Here is a 15,816-nt window from a genome sequence, read left to right on the forward strand (position 1 = left end):
CCGCATTTTTTTGGAGAGCAGACGCACATGTCCCTTGGACAGAACATTTCCAGAGCCATCCTGCAATGGCCGGTCAGTGGCTTGGTCAATCACAAGAGCCTGCCGGAAAATCCCATCACGGAGCTCAAGCTGGATCCGGCCAGACCCATCGTCTATGCCCTGAAAACCAGCTCGATCACCGACCTGATGACCCTGCAACAGTGCTGCGAGGATCTCGGCCTGCCCGGCCCCTTCACGCCGCTGGAGCTGGGTGGACAGTTGCTGCCGCGCTACGTCTGTCTGGATCGTCCGCCTCCCCTGTTTGGCAAGCGCAACAAGCCGCTGCCCTTCCTGCAGGAGTTCCACCAGCTGCTGGACTTGCACAAGCAGGATCCCGAGCTGGATATCCAGGTGGTGCCCGTCACCCTGTTCTGGGGCCGCGCCCCCGGCCGGGAAGGGGAGGAAGCCTCCGGCTGGAACATCATCAGCAGCCTGGCCCCGAACCGGCTCAAGAAGGCGCTGATCGTGATCCTGAAAGGGCGCGAAAACCTGGTGCGCTTCTCCCCGCCGCTCTCATTGCGCTACATGGCAGACAAGCACGGTACCGACGAGGCCATCGCCCACAAGCTGGCACGGGTGGCACGTACCCACTTCAGCCGCCAGCAGCTGGCGGCCACCGGTCCCAAGCTGCCGAACCGCAACCTGCTGTTCAAGCAGTTGCTGGATTCGAGCGTGATCCAGCAGGCCATCGAAGAAGAGGCCAGACGCGAGGGCATCAGCCTGGAGAAGGCGCAGAAGCGCGCCCATGGCTACATGGACGAGATCGCCTCCAACTTCTCCTTCCGGCTGATCCGCCTCGGGGAAACTTTCCTCGGCTGGCTCTGGAACAAGCTCTACCGCGGCCTCTCGGTCAACGGTGCCGAGCAGGTGCGCCAGCTCGCCCAGGAAGGGCACGAGATAGTCTACGTCCCCTGCCATCGCAGCCACATGGACTACCTGCTGCTCTCCTACGTCATCTATCACCAGGGCATGGTGCCGCCCCACATAGCGGCAGGCATCAACCTGAACTTCTGGCCGGCGGGCCCCATCTTCCGCCACGGCGGCGCCTTCTTCATCCGCCGCACCTTCAAGGGCAACCCGCTCTACAGCACTGTGTTCCGTGAATATCTGAACCTGCTGTTTGCCAAGGGCTACTCGGTGGAGTTCTTCACCGAGGGTGGCCGTTCCCGCACCGGCCGCCTGCTGCCGCCCAAGACCGGCATGCTGGCGATGACCCTGCAAGCTATGATGCGCGGGCTGGACAGGCCGGTGACCCTGGTTCCCGTCTATCTGGGCTACGAGCATGTGATGGAGGTCAACACCTACCACAACGAGCTCAAGGGGAGCCGCAAGGAGAAAGAGAGCTTCCTGCAGGTGCTGGGCATACTGCGCAAGCTGCGCAACTATGGCCGTGGCTTCGTCAACTTCGGCGAGCCGCTGACCCTCAACAGCTACCTCGGCGAGCAGGTGCCGCACTGGAAGGAGAGCATCGGCAAGGAGGAGCGCCCGGAGTGGATGGCCTCCACCGTCAATCAGCTGGCCGAGCTCTTGATGACCCGGATCAACGATGCCGCTGCCGTCAACGGCCTGACCCTGAGTGCCCTGGCACTGCTGGCCGCCGAACGCCATGCCCTGACTCGGGACGAGCTGCAGGCACAGCTCAACACCTATCTGGATCTGCTCAAGCAGGTACCTTACAGCCCGCAGAGCACCATGCCGGACGAGGATGCCAGGACCCTGCTGGATCAGGCCATGGAGCTCAACAAGTTCGAGGTGAGCGAGGACAAGCTCGGCCAGATCATCAGCCTCGACCGCTATCAGGCGATCCTGCTGACCTACTATCGCAACAACATACTCCACCTGTTCGCCCTGCCCTCCCTGGTGGCGGCCTTGATCGAGCGCTGCGAGGGGATCTCCCGCAGCGAGATAGTCGCCCGCTGCGTCGACATCTACCCGCTGCTCAAGACAGAGCTGTTCCTGCGCTACGAAGAGGAGGAGCTGCCGGAGCTGGTCGATGCCCTGCTGGCCGAGCTGCAACGCCAGCAGCTGATAGAGGCGCGCGATGGCGGCTACTGGGTCAATCCGGGCAACCAAATGCGCCTGCTGCTGCTGGCCGAGAGCATTCAGGAGACACTGCAACGCTACGCCATAGTGCTGACCCGCATGCTGGCCCAGCCCCACATAGAGGCGGAGCAGCTGGAGGCGGACGGTCTGATGATGGCGGAGCGCCTCGGCACCCTGCACGGCATCAACGCCCCCGAGTTCTTCGATCCCAAGCTGTTCAGCACCCTGATCCACACCCTGCGCAGCGAAGGCTATCTGGATCCGGGCTGCAAGCCGGATCTCGGCCGCTTCCAGGCCCTGGCCGACAACATAGTGCCGCTGCTGAGCAACAAGATCCGCCGTACCATACAGGCGGGCAACCGGCTCTGATCCTCGTCTTACAGCCAACAAAAAGGCCGCATCATGCGGCCTTTTTCATAGATGGACGTTTCTCACAGGTAGTGAGCGATCACCCCGAGCAGCACCAGGGCCCCCACATAGTTGTTGTTGAGAAACGCCTGGAAGCAGGCCTCCCGCTGGCGCTCCCGGATCAGCCGCTGCTGATAGACGAACAGGGCCGCCGCCCCCAGCAGACCCCAGTAATAGCCGGATCCCAGCGCCATCAGCTGACCCACCCCCAGCAGGATGAGCAGGGTCGCCAGTTGCAGCACGCCGATGATCCGCTTGTCGTGACGGCCAAACAGGATGGCGCTCGACTTGAGCCCGAGCTTGAGATCATCGTCCCTGTCCACCATGGCGTACTGGGTGTCGTAGGCGATGGTCCACAGCAGGTTGGCGAGAAACAGCAGCCAGGCGACGGGCGGCAGGGCATTGGCCTGGGCCGCATAGGCCATGGGAATGGACCAGGAGAACGCCATCCCGAGCACCAGCTGAGGGATGGGAATGAAGCGCTTCATGAAGGGGTAGCAGACCGCCAGCAGCAGGCCGGCGAACGACAGCCCTATGGTGAGCGGGTTCAGGGTCAGCACCAGGGCGAACGAGATGAGCGCCAGCACGGCGAACAGGATCAGCACCTCCCGCGCATCAACCCGGCCCATGGGCAGCGGTCGCCCGGCGGTGCGTTTCACGTGGCCGTCGAAGTTGCGATCCGCATAGTCGTTGATGACACAGCCTGCCGAGCGCATCAGGAAGACCCCCACCACGAACACGGTCAGGATCCAGGGATCCGGCAGGCCGCCGGCCGCGAGACAGAGCGCCCACAGGGTCGGCCACAGCAGCAAGAGGGTGCCGATGGGCTTGTCGATGCGGGCCAACTGCACATAGGCCAGTCCCCGCTCCTTGGTTAACAGCTTCACTCCAGCTCCTTATGCAATGGCAGCGAATGAGACGATAGCGAGGGCAGGAAGAGTTCGTGGACCAGCAAGGGCCACTGCCCCAGATAGAGACGGGAACGGCGCCCCCAGACGGTGGCGGCCTGGCACCAGGGATTGCTCGCGATCTCGAAGCAGGCCAGTTGCAGGTGATCGCGCCGCGCCGGTGCATCGCCGAAGATGCGCTCCCCCAATGGCTGCTCCCCCAGATCCTGCAAACCGCTCCCTTGCAGCGCCGCCTCGGCAAACAGGGTCCAGCCCAGAATGGCCGGTCCGGCGTCACCGTGCAATATGACCTCGCGGCAGATCCCCACGGGATCCGCAACGGCCACCAGCGTCTGCTCGTCCGACCCCAGCGACACGCTGCGATTGCCGAGCAGTTGCACCGAGAGGTGACTATTGTAGCGCCGCAGGCGCCGGGTCATGGAGTCGGCCTCCAGCAACCAGGGACGCAGTGCCTCGGGAGGCTCACACTCTGCGGGTGCCCGCCAGGGGACGAGCTGGATGAGGGGAACAGTCAACTCGGACTTCACAGCTTCACCATCCGGAGATTTCCGTTGTCAGGTTAAAATCCCGTTTATTATCCGTAAATCAATGGCGAATTGTAAGAACATCCGTGCTTGACGGCCCCGATGGCAGCATCAAAAATGGGGCATCCGTTGCTGCCGAGCCATCTAGATGAAGATCTTCAGAATTCTGCTGGTGTTATCCCTGGGTTGTACCCTGTTGAACACCCACGCCTTCGCCAACGAGGAAGCGGCCGCCGATCCGGCCTCCGCCGCCGTCCAGCCGGGATTCGCCTATCATGCGCTGGATCCGGACATCATCACCAACTACCTCGGCGATGGCAAAACCCTGGGCTATGTGCGGGTGACGGTGGAGCTGATGGCCGAAAATGCCGCCGACCTCAAGTTGCTGGAGCAGCACGACCCCCTGATCCGCGACGCCATCATCCGCCTGATTGGCAGCAAGACAGGCGCCCAGATCAAGTCGCTGGTGAGCCGGGAAGATCTGCGCAAGGAGTGCGAGGCCAAGGTCAACGAACTGCTGGTCAAGGAGACCGGCAAGAAGGCGGTACGCGAGCTCATCTTCACCAAGTATCTTTATCAGTAATGAACAGCGAGCAGGGTGCCGACCGGCAGTCTGCTCTCCCTACTGCTCCCATTCACTGTCGAGGAAGTCATCGTCATGGGCCACAAGACGCTGTGTGAATGGCGCCGTCACGAGATCCCCGCCGATCTCAAGACACTGCGCAAGATATTGCGCAAACCCAAGTTTGTATGCGGCAAGTGCGCCCGCAGCGCCAATGACAAAGAGTACCTGTGCCAGCCGCTGCGGCTGAAGGAGAAAGGGGAATGAGTTCCCCCACTGCTCGTCGCTCAAGGGTCTGAAGAAGAAGGGGGCGCCCTATTGATCGGTCCAGCCCTGACGCCCTTGCGCAAACAGTCTGCGGGCCTGGGCATCATTGGGGCAGACGCCGCGGTACTCCTCCCCCGATCGCCCGGCCAGATAGAGGTGCTCCGGGCGGCAATACCAGGCCAATCCCTTCTGGCGACCCTGCTCCCACATGGCGACATCCACCTTGGTCCCGCACTGGGTCTGATGGAATGCCACCCGATCGGCGGCGAAACCCAGCTTGCCGTCTCCTTCCCCCACATCGCTCCACACCTTTTCGCAGGGATCGTCCGAGTTGGAGACACAGCCCCCGAGCAGGGTGGCACAGAGCATGATGACGAGTGAGCGCATAATCATCCTTGGGCGTTGTTTGAGTGGTTTATGGCGTCTCTGGCCTGACAGGCATCCCTCTTCCCACAGCGCCATTTGAGCAGTTCATTCTAACCAGAGCCTCGCCCGGCCACCAAGGGGCTTGCTGCCGAACGCACAAAAAATCGGGCGGGCCACCAGGCCCGCCCGCATGCGTTACAGGGAATCACTGATCGTCGAGAGGGTCGTAGTCCTGCCAGCCCTCGTCGTCCAGCTCCTCCAGCTCGTCTTCCCAGGATTCCGGCTCCCACTCATCGTCGAGCTCGAAATCCGGCGTCTGCGTACCCATGCTCATTCTCCTTGGATAGTGCACCGGCCTTCAAAGTCTATCCAGAAAAATGGGGCTCGCCAGTGGACCCGGTCAGAGCTTGATCAGGGTGCGACCCGCTACCCGACCCTGGGTGATTGCCTCGGCGGCCTCCACCACCTGCTCCAGCCCGATCTCGGTCACCGCTTGGGCGAAGAAGCTGGCGGGCAGATCCCGCGCCAGTCGCTGCCAGGCCAGTTGACGGCGCGCCAGCGGGCACATCACAGAGTCGACCCCCTGCAAGCGCACGTTGCGCAGTATGAAAGGCATGACGCTGGTGGGCAGATCGAAGCCGCCCGCCAGCCCGCAGGCTGCCACGGCGCCGCCGTAATTCATCTGGGCCAGCAGCTTGGCCAGCACCTGACTGCCGACGGTGTCGATGGCACCGGCCCACTGCTGTTTCTCCAGCGCCTTGGCGGGTTCCAGCAGTTCGCTGCGCGGCACTATGCGGCTGGCACCCAACGCGGTCAGCATGGCGCCCTGCTCCTCGGGACGGCCGGTCAGGGCCGCCACCTGATAACCCAGCGCAGCCAGCAGGGCCACGGCGGTGGAGCCCACCCCGCCTGCGGCGCCCGTCACCAGGATCTCGCCGCTCGCAGGAGTAACGCCCGCCTCTTCCAGCGCCAGCACGCAGAGCATGGCGGTGAGGCCGGCGGTGCCGATGCACATGGCCTGCCGCTCATCCAGCCCGGCCGGCAGCGGCACCAGCCAGTCGGCCTTGACCCGCGCCTGCTCGGCCATGCCGCCCCAGTGTCCTTCCCCCACGCCCCAACCGGTCAGCACCACCTTGTCACCGCTCTGGTAGCGGCTGTCGGCCGACTCCAGCACTGTGCCGACGAAGTCTATGCCAGGCACCAGCGGCCACTGGCGCACTATCTTGCCCTTGCCGGTGATGGCCAGCCCGTCCTTGTAGTTGAGGGAGCTATAACTCACCGCCACCCGTACCTCCCCTTCCGGCAATTGGCTCTCGGCCAGTTGGGTCAGGGTTGCCTTGGTCTTGCCGTCTTGGTTATCCAGTAACAGAGCCTTGAACATGCTTTCCTCTCAGGGTTGGAGCGCCGGCATCAGGTGCTCTGGCGCTTGTGCGATTCAAATTCGATGGTCTGGGTACCGTCTTGCAGTACCTCGCCAGCCAGTTTACGCAGGATCATCTCCGCAGCCATGTCGCCCATCTTGCGACAGGGGATCTGTACCGACGTCAGGGCAGGATAACAGGCCTGTACCACATCCGAATCATCGAAGCCGCCAACGGCCTGCTGATCACCTTCCTGCCGGTATTCCTGCTGCCGGTGCTGGGGGATCTCGGCTTTGCCAACACCACCTTCAGCGATGCCGACTTTGGCGTGGTGGGCATACTGCTGGGCCTGATAGTGCGCTGATGCCACCTCATCCTGGCAAGCAACAGGCGCGGTCTATGGGCCGCGCCTGTTGCTTGCGGCAGCCCCCACCCCCATCGACGCCGAAAATATGTGCAAACACAGTGCGTTGGATCGGATTTTCAGCCCACAGCGGCAGCATCTGACGGGGGAGTGCGATATGCTGGTGCGCTGACGTTCCACCCCGACCTCACCCGAGGCCCCTTCCATGAAATACCTGGTAGTACAAACCAAACAGATAGGAGATGTGCTGATCTCCACCGCACTGTGCAACAACCTCAAGCAGCACGACCCCGCCGGGGAGGTTCACTATCTGGTCATGGATTACTGCGCGGGGATGGCAGAGGGGAATCCCTACATAGATCGCTTGATCGTCATCGAGAAGGCGCGCCGCAACGAGTGGCGCTACATGAAAGAGCTGCTGCTGGGCATTCGCCGCGAGCGCTACGATGTGGTGATCAACAGCCAGGGCCAGATGATAGGCCTGCTCACCTGCCTCATCTCGGGGGCAAAACTGCGGATCGGCTTCGACTCCTTCCCCTGGCGACTCGGCCACAACCGCATAGTGCGCTTTCGCCATGACACCGAGCATCAGGGCAACAGCACTCTGGTGGATGACAGATTCTCTCTGCTAAAGCCTCTGGGGCTCGCCAAGGAGGATCGCAACTACTATCTCTGGCTGAGTGAAGAAGAGAAGCAACGGGGACGGGAAACACTGCGGGCCGCCGGCATAGATCCGGGCAGGCCGCTGATCGCCATGGGGGTCAACTCCCTTGGGCACTACAAACGCTGGCCCATCAACTGTTTCGCCGAGGTCGCGCGCTGGCTCATCGAGCAGCACAACGCCCAGATCCTGATCTACTGCGGGCCGGGGGAGGAAGAATACAACCGCAGCCTGAAGCCCTTGCTGCCCGCCGCGCTGCAGGCGAGCGTATTTGACCGCATACAGACCCGCTCGGTGCGGGAGCTCGCGGGCATTTTCGCCCATTGCCAGCTGTTCGTCGGCAACGACACTGGTCCGCGACATATGGCACAGGCGCTGGACATACCGCTGCTGACCATAGTCTCTCCCCTGGGTCACTCCGCCATTGCCAACCCTGTTTCTCATCCCCGCTATCGATTCATCGATACCAATCACCAGCACCCCGAGCAGGAAGTCCTGGCCGTTCAACACCAGTTGAGCATGCTCTGGGACCAAGTGACGCTGCCCCACGGCAAACCGGAAGAGCCGACTCCCGACCCAATACCAGTCAGGTAATCGGCAGCGTCAGATCGTCACTTCCTCAGACGGAAGAACTCCTTCTGCCACTCATAGAGATACCCGGACCACCCCTTGGCCTTGGCCCGCAGGAATACGAGGCCGGATGAGCGCTTCCAGCTGTGCTGGAACCAGTGCGTCATATAGCGCTCCGTGGCGGGCTCAAAATGAATGGCTTCCCCCTGATAGTTGTAGAAGTAATGAACGGGGGCGATCAGGGCGGCATCGCCGGAGTGCGCCAGCTTGTCTGACACCAGTCTGGTCATGATCTCGGGCCCCATGTACATGGGAGAGGACATGATCTCCTCTTCGTAGAAGCGGACCAGCTCGGACAACATCACCGACTCTTTCCGGGCGTAGATGACTGCGGTGCCGACCAGCCGATCGGACTCGTAGCCTGCGCCAAACGCCACTGATTCGAAGAGCGGGAAGGGATCCTGGTTGATGGTGACATCGGTATCCAGATAGAGGCCCCCTTCCTGAGCGAGGATCTTGAGGCGCAGGTAATCGGTCACGAAGGCCAGCAAACCCCGGCGGTAGCACTCCCGGGCAAAGGTGCACTCCTGGATCCAGCGCTTTATCTGCGGGTCCGTATCCAGCCACAGCTTGTAGTCGTACCCCTGCTTTCGCCAGTCGTCAATGCACACATGGGCCAGGGGAGGCAGCCGGTTGCCCAGCCAGATGGCATGAATGGTTTTATTGGTCTCGCTCATGACTTGCCCCCACAGTGCTTCATGTTCCACAGCGTCATTCTGATGAACCGGTAGCAGCGGTACAGCTCACGGGTCAATTTGAACCCCAGCGGCACCTTTTTCAGTTCGACCTGATTCTGGATGTCGCTGCCCATGTCCCGCGGGCTGTAGATGGCATAGGGGATAAGGCCAGTACAGATGAGACCGGTACGATAGGACTCGCCGATGAAGTTGTCGACCGAGCAGAGCCATCGCTTGCTGTGTGACAGCAGGCGGCGGGCCCCCTGGGGCGAGATGCTGTAACCCGTGGTCCAGCAGGAGTTGTTGTGCCAGAACATCAGTTGCATGTTGTCTATGGTGGTCAATGCGGTGGCCGACCCGACCTGGGGTTCCACCTTCACATACTCATACTGCTCGTGGACCTTGGGCAGGGTCCCCAGCACCTCTTCAAAATACTGGGTAGGCAGGAAGTCATCTTCCAGAATGAGGATGGGCTCATTGAGTTCGACGCACTTTTCCCACAACAGGAAGTGGCTGGCATAACAACCCTTCTCCCCCGGGGTCAACGGCCGGCTCCTGAAACGGATCCTGTGCTGGTCATCCGGCAAGGCCTGCAACCGCTCGGGGAGACCCTCAAAGCCATTCACCGCATTGAAAAACTCGAAATCGATGTCCCTGGCCGCCAGGACGGACTCCACGCGGCTGCGCCGCTCGACGGCCCGTTCCAGACTAATGACGTAAATTTTCATGACCTTCCTTTGCAAACTGCTTCAGTTCTTCATGCAATGCAGCCGAGTAGATGGCGCCCATGAAGACGCTGAATACCCACTGCCCGGAGCGCATGTAGAAAAAGGATTCAAAGTTGTTGATGATGAGCCAATAGATGATGAAAGAGATGGTCAGCATCTTGATGAAACGTGAAGAGTACGAACAGGACAACACCTGCCGAGCCACGGTGAAGAGTGTGCCATAGAGCACCAGGAATCCGGCGATGCCCCAGCACACCAGGGTCTCCATGTTGGAGTTGTGCAGATGGCGGAACTCCCGGGTGATGTAATCCGGCAGAGTCTTGGACAGGGTAATGACCAGTGACTGACTGCCATAGCCGGTGCCGAAGAGCGGGTGTGCCAGGAACCACTGGATGGCCTCCAGCCAGGTCTTCAACCTCACCCCTATGCTGAAATCCCGCACCTCGGCCCAGTTGCCCGTCAAGATGGCATGCACATCCCCTTGATGCACAAAGCCTGACAGCAGCCTTTCCCTGATGAATGAGACCTGATAGAGGGCCAGCATGGTCGCCAGCAAGATGGCGTAGGTCATGACCACCTTGCGTGTTGGCCAATGGTCACCCCCCCCCAGCAAGGGGAGAATAGCCAGGGAGACCGAGATGGCCAGCCAGGACTGGCGGGATTGCAGAATGATGGAGAAAACGCCGAACAGCACTATGCCGAGCAGTATGCCCCCGTTGGCCAGCGACAGTTTCCTGAATTTAGAGGTGAGCAGCAACAGGACAAAAAACAGAAAGCAGGCGCCCGCGATCAGGGATCCGTGCTGGGCATTGCGGTAATTGAAATCCACCCTGGCACCGTCGAGCCCCGTCTCGAAGATGGAGAAAAAGGCCGAGTGATAGGCAAAGGTGAAGACGACCCCGACGCAGAAGGTCAGCAAGGTGATGACGATGCGCCGCGGCTCCCCTTTCAGCCAGTATGCGAGGCCGATGAAGAAGAAGAGGTAGGCCATCGACTTCACCGAAGGGTACTTGAGGGCATAGTCATGGACATAATATCGCGATGACACCCAGCTCAGGCACTGTACCACCACGGCCAGACAGAGCAGTTGAAAGACTCTGTTTTTGATGAAGAAAGCCCTGTCCACATAGAATGCCAGCAGAGTCGCGAAGACGATGATGGTCTGGCAGACATCGGCAATCAGCTGTATCGAGTCCTTGAACAGTGTGTAACCCAGAATATTCAGGAAGATGAAGTTGCCGAACGCCTTGCCATGAAAAAAGCCGAGAAAATCGTGATTCGTCGACAGGGTCTGATCTTTCATCCCGAGCAATGTGTATTTTCCCATCAAGATTTTCTGAAGACATAGTTGCCACGGATCTTGCGCCACAACCCGAACATGTCGGTACGGGGGAAGATGGCGATCCGGCGGATCTGGAGCGGATCCCGATGCATGGCCCTGGGGCCGCTGTTGGTGGCCACAGCATAGCGGTAACCGGCGGCACTGGCCTCGGCTTTCGCGCTCTCGTTCAAATCCCCGTAAGGGTAGGCAAACGACATGAGCGGATGGCCCAGCAGCCGTTCCAACCTCTCCTTGTTGGCCCGGATCTCGCGCGCCTGCTGCTCGGGCTCCAGCGTGCTGAGGCGCGGGTGCGTCAGGGTATGGCCACCGATCTCCACGTGACCGGAGGCCACCAGCGCGCGGATCTCATCGCCATTCATCAGGGCCACCGGCGTATCAGGGTGGGTCGGATGCTCCACGTCCCAGCGATTGTGATCCTCGCCGGTCACTATGTACACCACCGCCTTGTAACCATATTTTTCAAGCAGCGGCAGCATGCGGGTAAGGTTGTCCCGATAGCCGTCGTCGACGGTGATCATCAGGTACTTCTTGCCATGCTGCAGTCGATGGATGAAGCCCTTGTCCGCCAGATCCGCAAACGTCAGCGTCTCGTAACCCAGCCACTTCATCAGCTTGAGGTGTTTCTCGAACATGGCAACCGGGAGCCAGGTGCCGTGAACTCCCTTCTCGTTCTCGTGCTCGATGAAGCGGTGATACATGATGACCGGCATCTCCCGGCGCAGGGTCTCGACCACGGCGTCTTGATAGATGGACTCCAGCCCTGTCACGACGCCTTGCAAGTCATACTCTTGCAAAACACGCTGGCGAACGGATTCCGGCACCGTCCTGCTGGCCAGCGCCGGGGCTATCTGCCCCTTCAGCGCGGCAAAATCGATCGCCAGATCCTGGGGCCCAATGTCGCCGAAGTTGCTGGCCAGCGCCTCGTTCAGATTCTGTTCGGTCACCAGCCCTATGGCCTTGGCCTCGCCGATGGCGAAGGCGGGGCGGCCGCACAGCAGGGCCTCCATCGCCACCCGGCCAGCGCCGATCACCAGATCGCACTGCGCCAGCAGGGCGGGCACATCGTCCACATAACCGACGAAATCGACCCTGTCCTGGAAGCGGGCAAATCGCTCCGGCACCCGGGTACCGCTGACGACACGGACTTGGCAGGCGTCCAGATCCAGCACCTCGTCCAGCAGGCGATAGCAGAGCTCCCCCTTGGGGCCGCTCAGTCGCCCTATGATGGCGATCACCGGCCTGACGTTGTCCGGTGCCGGCACGGGTTGGAACCTGTCGGTCTCTATGCCGTTGCGCAGCACCTGCACTATGGCGGGATCCACCCCCAGGTTGTCGATGATCTGGCGGGCGATATCCTCGCACACCGCCACCGCCCGATAGCCGAGCGCATGGAAGGCCTTGCGGGAGGCATGCACCGGCTGACGGCCATGAACTGTGGTGATCATGGGGGTGCCGGTCAGCTTGCAGGCCACATAGCTGCTCCAGCCGGAGGCGCGGGAGTGGGCATGAACCAGCTGGATATGGTGCTTCCTGATGAGATAGATGAGGTAAAACACATGCCAGAAACGGCGCAGTATGCTGCGCTTGTTGAACCTCAGCTTGAATACGGGCCCTTGCGTGGGCTTGGTCAGGGTATCTGACACGTAAAAGACGTTGTGACCACGCCGGGTCAGCTCGTTGCCGACCGTGGTGGCATAGACCTCAGCTCCCGTGACTTCGAGCTGGGAGAGTGCCATCAATATGTTCATGCAAGCGCATCCGATCGACGGGCGGCCAGGGCCGCCCGTCAGAGGGGGATCAAGCCCGGTTCAACCAGGCCATGTAATCGGCCACGCCTTCGGCGACAGTCTTGAACTCGCCGTCATAACCGACGCCACGCAAGCGGGTCAGATCGGCCTGGGTGAAGCTCTGATAGCGACCCTTGAGGTGATCCGGGAAGGGGATGTACTCGATGGCGCCTTGCTGGTGATGCTTGATCACGGCCTCGGCCACGTTCTGGAACGGCTCGGCACGGCCGGTACCGCAGTTGAAGATGCCGGAGTGCTGCGGGTTCTGCCAGAACCAGAGGTTCACCTTGCAGACGTCGTCCACATAGATGAAGTCGCGCATCTGGCCACCGTCCGGGAAGCCGTCGCAGCCCTCGAACAGCTTGGGATTGTCACCCTGCTTCACCTGGTTGTTGAGGTGGAAGGCGACGGAGGCCATGGAGCCTTTGTGCTGCTCGCGCGGGCCGTAGACGTTGAAGTATTTCAGGCCAACGACCTGGGAGTCGATCTCCGGCAGCCAGCGGCGCACGTATTGATCGAACAGCTGCTTGGAGTAGCCGTAGACGTTCAGCGGCTGCTCGAACTTGGGATCTTCGATGAAGTTGTCGTTGCGGCCACCATAGGTCGCGGCGGAGGAGGCATAGATGAAGGGAATTTCCCGCTCGATGCAGTAGTGGAACAGATCCTTGGAGTACTCGTAGTTGACCTCCATGATGAACTTGCCGTTCCATTCTGTAGTCGCGGAGCAGGCACCTTCGTGGAAGATCACCTCGATGCCGCCATCCCACTCTTCAAACTCGTCACCGGAGACGATCCGCGCCTGGAACTCGTCCTTGTCCATGTAGTCGGCGATGGTGAGATCGACCAGGTTGACGAACTTGGTGCCGTCGGTCAGGTCGTCGATGACCACGATATCGGTCCGTCCTTGAGCGTTCAGCTGCTTGACCAGATTGCTGCCGATAAAGCCAGCACCGCCAGTTACTACGATCATGGAGTTTGCCTCGCGTACGTTGATGGCCCCGTGTGACTGCCTGTTAAAGCTGTGTATAGTGGGCCAATTTGAAATTGCCGAAAAGTTTATCACGGGCCGCCAGGGGATTCGACCTCGGCGCACAGGGCCCGGCAGAGGGATCAGTGATGAAGACCAGAGACAGGATCATCCACAGCGCCACCGAGCTGTTCAACGATCAGGGTGAACGCAACATCACCACCAACCACATTGCCGCCCATCTCGGCATCAGCCCGGGCAACCTCTATTACCACTTCCGCAATAAAGAAGACATCATCCACTCCATCTTCGATCAATACGCCCGCCACCTGAGCGAGAGCTTCACTCCGGCCCGCAGCCACGAGATCAAGCTGGAAGATCTGATGGGTTATCTGGATGCCATCTTCTATCTGATGTGGCAGTTCCGCTTCTTCTACGCCAACCTGCCGGACATCCTGAGTCGCGACGAACCCTTGCAGCACAAGTACCTCAAGGCCCAGGAGCAGCTGCGCGCCGCCGTGGAAGCGCTGCTGAGAAGCCTGCGCGAGGGCGGCATCATAGACGTCAGCGACGAAGACCTGCCGGATCTCGGCCAGACCATCAAGATGGTGGTCACCTGCTGGATCCCCTTCCAGATTGCCCAGGCGCCCCATACCCGAATCACCAAGCCCTTGCTTTATCAAGGGGTCTTGCGGGTGCTCTTCCTGCTGCGCCCCTATGTGCAGCCCCAGGTGATCGCCCAGATCCGCCAACTGGAGCAGCACTACCACCAACTGGCCCAACCAGCAGGGTGAGATCTGTTTCACAATTGTTGAATATCAGCATAATAATTTGAATTGGTGCGCAACGATTGCAGTAAAATGTTGCCCATTCCAGGGTCTGTCGACGTTTCGTCACGACCGCGACGACGTCAGTCCGTGCACCTCGCACGGCCCAAGATCCTGATAACACAGTCGACACAGTCAATGAGGACCGAGGATGTCTAACGGATTCTATCGTCACCTGGCCGAACAGCTCGAACAGGTCAAGGCGGAAGGGCTATACAAGCAGGAACGCATCATCACCTCGGCTCAGCAGGCCCAGATTGCGGTGGGCGGCGAGCAGGTTCTGAACTTCTGTGCCAACAACTACCTGGGGCTGGCCAACCACCCGGATCTTATCGCCGCCGCCCATCAGGGGCTCGACAGCCACGGCTTCGGCATGGCCTCGGTACGCTTCATCTGCGGTACCCAGGACCAGCACAAGGCGCTGGAGCAGAAGCTGTCCGCCTTCCTCGGCACCGAGGACAGCATCCTCTACTCCTCCTGCTTCGATGCCAACGGCGGTCTGTTCGAGACCCTGTTCGGCGCCGAAGACGCCATCATCTCAGATGCACTCAACCACGCCTCCATCATCGACGGCGTGCGGCTGTGCAAGGCCAGGCGCTATCGCTACGCCAACAACGACATGGCCGAGCTGGAAGCCCAGCTCAAGCAGGCCAATGCCGACGGCGCCCGCTTCAAGCTGATCGCCACCGACGGCGTCTTCTCCATGGACGGTGTCATCGCCGACCTCAAATCCATCTGCGATCTGGCCGACAAATACGACGCCCTGGTGATGGTGGATGACTCCCACGCGGTGGGCTTCATCGGCGAGAACGGCCGTGGCACCCACGAATACTGCAACGTGCTGGACAGGGTCGACATAATCACTGGCACCCTGGGCAAGGCGCTCGGCGGAGCCTCCGGCGGCTACACCTCCGGCAAGAAAGAGGTCATCGACTGGCTGCGTCAGCGCTCCCGTCCCTACCTCTTCTCCAACTCCCTGGCCCCCTCCATCGTCTCGGCCACCATCAAGGTGATCGACATGCTGGCCGACGGCCACGCGCTGCGTGCCCGCCTGAAAGAAAACAGCGAGTATTTCCGCACCCGGATGAGCGCCGCCGGCTTCACCCTGGCCGGTGCCGATCACGCCATCATTCCGGTCATGCTGGGGGATGCCAAGCTGGCCGCCGAGATGGCGAGCCGTATGCTGGCCGCCGGCATCTACGTGGTGGGCTTCTCCTTCCCCGTGGTGCCCAAGGGCCAGGCCCGCATCCGTACCCAGATGTCTGCCGCCCATACCCGCGAACAGCTGGACAAGGCCATCGATGCCTTCATCCGCATCGGCCGCGAGCTCGGTGTGATTTGATCACATGGCTAGC

General features: G+C 60.9%; 17 protein-coding genes. 6 read left to right on the plus strand and 11 right to left on the minus strand.

The window, feature by feature from the left end; all coding sequences use genetic code 11:
* The first annotated feature begins 27 nt into the window (after positions 1-27).
* Entirely contained in the window at positions 28-2,451 is a 2,424-nt protein-coding gene (gene plsB / locus WIR04_RS20175) for a glycerol-3-phosphate 1-O-acyltransferase PlsB (RefSeq protein ID WP_338889326.1), read from the plus strand.
* Between the two features lie 62 nt (positions 2,452-2,513).
* Here plsB and ubiA read toward each other — a convergent pair whose 3' ends face one another.
* Both ubiA and WIR04_RS20185 read right to left on the minus strand, forming a co-directional pair.
* Positions 2,514-3,377, minus strand: a complete 864-nt coding sequence (ubiA, locus tag WIR04_RS20180; protein WP_025325265.1) for a 4-hydroxybenzoate octaprenyltransferase — start codon at positions 3,375-3,377, stop codon at positions 2,514-2,516.
* Positions 3,374-3,925 (minus strand): chorismate--pyruvate lyase family protein, encoded by a 552-nt coding sequence (locus WIR04_RS20185; protein ID WP_338889329.1) that lies wholly within the window; start codon positions 3,923-3,925, stop codon positions 3,374-3,376. Before WIR04_RS20185 ends, ubiA begins: the two co-directional genes overlap by 4 nt.
* A gap of 145 nt (positions 3,926-4,070) precedes the next feature.
* On the opposite strand from WIR04_RS20185, the gene WIR04_RS20190 reads away from it, so the two are divergent.
* Both WIR04_RS20190 and WIR04_RS20195 read left to right on the plus strand, forming a co-directional pair.
* A complete protein-coding gene (locus tag WIR04_RS20190) occupies positions 4,071-4,505 on the plus strand; it encodes a flagellar basal body-associated protein FliL (RefSeq protein WP_025325263.1) in 435 nt (144 codons plus the stop codon).
* 15 nt (positions 4,506-4,520) lie between these two features.
* Positions 4,521-4,751: a hypothetical protein gene (locus WIR04_RS20195; RefSeq protein WP_338892670.1), complete on the plus strand. Its 231-nt coding sequence runs from the start codon at positions 4,521-4,523 to the stop codon at positions 4,749-4,751.
* 48 nt (positions 4,752-4,799) lie between these two features.
* Here the strand turns inward: WIR04_RS20195 and WIR04_RS20200 are convergent, their stop codons facing one another.
* The 4 genes from WIR04_RS20200 to WIR04_RS20960 all read right to left on the minus strand — a co-directional run bounded on the left by WIR04_RS20200 (position 4,800) and on the right by WIR04_RS20960 (position 6,848).
* The gene (locus tag WIR04_RS20200) at positions 4,800-5,144 is read right to left on the minus strand and encodes a DUF2799 domain-containing protein (RefSeq protein WP_420883437.1); all 345 of its coding nucleotides are present in this window, start codon (positions 5,142-5,144) and stop codon (positions 4,800-4,802) included.
* Between the two features lie 178 nt (positions 5,145-5,322).
* Positions 5,323-5,445 (minus strand): hypothetical protein, encoded by a 123-nt coding sequence (locus WIR04_RS20205; protein WP_080675028.1) that lies wholly within the window; start codon positions 5,443-5,445, stop codon positions 5,323-5,325.
* A 72-nt stretch (positions 5,446-5,517) separates the two neighbouring features.
* Positions 5,518-6,498 carry an MDR family oxidoreductase gene (locus tag WIR04_RS20210; RefSeq protein ID WP_338889336.1) on the minus strand — a complete coding sequence of 327 codons (981 nt, stop codon included), beginning with the start codon at positions 6,496-6,498 and terminating at the stop codon, positions 5,518-5,520.
* Between the two features lie 29 nt (positions 6,499-6,527).
* A complete protein-coding gene (locus tag WIR04_RS20960; protein ID WP_420883438.1) occupies positions 6,528-6,848 on the minus strand; it encodes a substrate-binding domain-containing protein in 321 nt (106 codons plus the stop codon).
* 199 nt (positions 6,849-7,047) lie between these two features.
* On the opposite strand from WIR04_RS20960, the gene WIR04_RS20220 reads away from it, so the two are divergent.
* Positions 7,048-8,097 (plus strand): glycosyltransferase family 9 protein, encoded by a 1,050-nt coding sequence (locus WIR04_RS20220; protein ID WP_338889341.1) that lies wholly within the window; start codon positions 7,048-7,050, stop codon positions 8,095-8,097.
* A gap of 17 nt (positions 8,098-8,114) precedes the next feature.
* On the opposite strand, the gene WIR04_RS20225 is transcribed toward WIR04_RS20220, so the two are convergent.
* Genes WIR04_RS20225 through rfaD form a run of 5 tightly spaced genes read right to left on the minus strand, consistent with a single transcriptional unit; the run spans position 8,115 to position 13,637 of the window.
* Positions 8,115-8,810, minus strand: coding sequence for a glycosyltransferase family 32 protein (locus WIR04_RS20225; protein WP_338889344.1), 696 nt, complete (start codon positions 8,808-8,810; stop codon positions 8,115-8,117).
* Positions 8,807-9,538 (minus strand): glycosyltransferase family 25 protein, encoded by a 732-nt coding sequence (locus tag WIR04_RS20230; protein ID WP_338889346.1) that lies wholly within the window; start codon positions 9,536-9,538, stop codon positions 8,807-8,809. The genes WIR04_RS20225 and WIR04_RS20230 overlap by 4 nt, the downstream gene beginning before the upstream one ends.
* Positions 9,519-10,865, minus strand: a complete 1,347-nt coding sequence (locus WIR04_RS20235) for an O-antigen ligase family protein (protein ID WP_338889348.1) — start codon at positions 10,863-10,865, stop codon at positions 9,519-9,521. The genes WIR04_RS20230 and WIR04_RS20235 overlap by 20 nt, the downstream gene beginning before the upstream one ends.
* Positions 10,865-12,628, minus strand: a complete 1,764-nt coding sequence (locus WIR04_RS20240) for a polysaccharide deacetylase family protein (RefSeq protein ID WP_338889350.1) — start codon at positions 12,626-12,628, stop codon at positions 10,865-10,867. Before WIR04_RS20240 ends, WIR04_RS20235 begins: the two co-directional genes overlap by 1 nt.
* A 49-nt stretch (positions 12,629-12,677) precedes the next feature.
* The gene (gene rfaD, locus WIR04_RS20245; RefSeq protein WP_025325251.1) at positions 12,678-13,637 is read right to left on the minus strand and encodes an ADP-glyceromanno-heptose 6-epimerase; all 960 of its coding nucleotides are present in this window, start codon (positions 13,635-13,637) and stop codon (positions 12,678-12,680) included.
* Positions 13,638-13,783: 146 nt separating this feature from the next.
* Between rfaD and WIR04_RS20250 the strand changes: the two genes are divergently transcribed.
* Both WIR04_RS20250 and WIR04_RS20255 read left to right on the plus strand, forming a co-directional pair.
* Positions 13,784-14,428: a TetR/AcrR family transcriptional regulator gene (locus WIR04_RS20250; RefSeq protein ID WP_025325250.1), complete on the plus strand. Its 645-nt coding sequence runs from the start codon at positions 13,784-13,786 to the stop codon at positions 14,426-14,428.
* A 184-nt stretch (positions 14,429-14,612) separates the two neighbouring features.
* On the plus strand, positions 14,613-15,803 hold the full coding sequence (locus tag WIR04_RS20255) for a glycine C-acetyltransferase (protein WP_338889353.1): 1,191 nt from the start codon (positions 14,613-14,615) through the stop codon (positions 15,801-15,803).
* Positions 15,804-15,816 lie beyond the last annotated feature (13 nt).

The organism is Aeromonas rivipollensis (assembly GCF_037811135.1).
In the GTDB taxonomy this organism is placed as follows: Bacteria; Pseudomonadota; Gammaproteobacteria; order Enterobacterales; family Aeromonadaceae; genus Aeromonas; species Aeromonas rivipollensis.

Bases quoted from the DNA above. Each gene is read 5' to 3' on its own strand.
- plsB (WP_338889326.1), top strand. From the start codon at position 28: ATGTCCCTTGGACAGAACATTTCCAGAGCCATCCTGCAATGGCCGGTC.
- WIR04_RS20190 (WP_025325263.1), top strand. From the start codon at position 4,071: ATGAAGATCTTCAGAATTCTGCTGGTGTTATCCCTGGGTTGTACCCTG.
- WIR04_RS20200 (WP_420883437.1), bottom strand. From the start codon at position 5,144: ATGATTATGCGCTCACTCGTCATCATGCTCTGTGCCACCCTGCTCGGG.
- WIR04_RS20205 (WP_080675028.1), bottom strand. From the start codon at position 5,445: ATGGGTACGCAGACGCCGGATTTCGAGCTCGACGATGAGTGGGAGCCG.
- WIR04_RS20210 (WP_338889336.1), bottom strand. From the start codon at position 6,498: ATGTTCAAGGCTCTGTTACTGGATAACCAAGACGGCAAGACCAAGGCA.
- WIR04_RS20220 (WP_338889341.1), top strand. From the start codon at position 7,048: ATGAAATACCTGGTAGTACAAACCAAACAGATAGGAGATGTGCTGATC.
- WIR04_RS20225 (WP_338889344.1), bottom strand. From the start codon at position 8,810: ATGAGCGAGACCAATAAAACCATTCATGCCATCTGGCTGGGCAACCGG.
- WIR04_RS20230 (WP_338889346.1), bottom strand. From the start codon at position 9,538: ATGAAAATTTACGTCATTAGTCTGGAACGGGCCGTCGAGCGGCGCAGC.
- WIR04_RS20235 (WP_338889348.1), bottom strand. From the start codon at position 10,865: ATGGGAAAATACACATTGCTCGGGATGAAAGATCAGACCCTGTCGACG.
- WIR04_RS20240 (WP_338889350.1), bottom strand. From the start codon at position 12,628: ATGAACATATTGATGGCACTCTCCCAGCTCGAAGTCACGGGAGCTGAG.
- rfaD (WP_025325251.1), bottom strand. From the start codon at position 13,637: ATGATCGTAGTAACTGGCGGTGCTGGCTTTATCGGCAGCAATCTGGTC.
- WIR04_RS20250 (WP_025325250.1), top strand. From the start codon at position 13,784: ATGAAGACCAGAGACAGGATCATCCACAGCGCCACCGAGCTGTTCAAC.
- WIR04_RS20255 (WP_338889353.1), top strand. From the start codon at position 14,613: ATGTCTAACGGATTCTATCGTCACCTGGCCGAACAGCTCGAACAGGTC.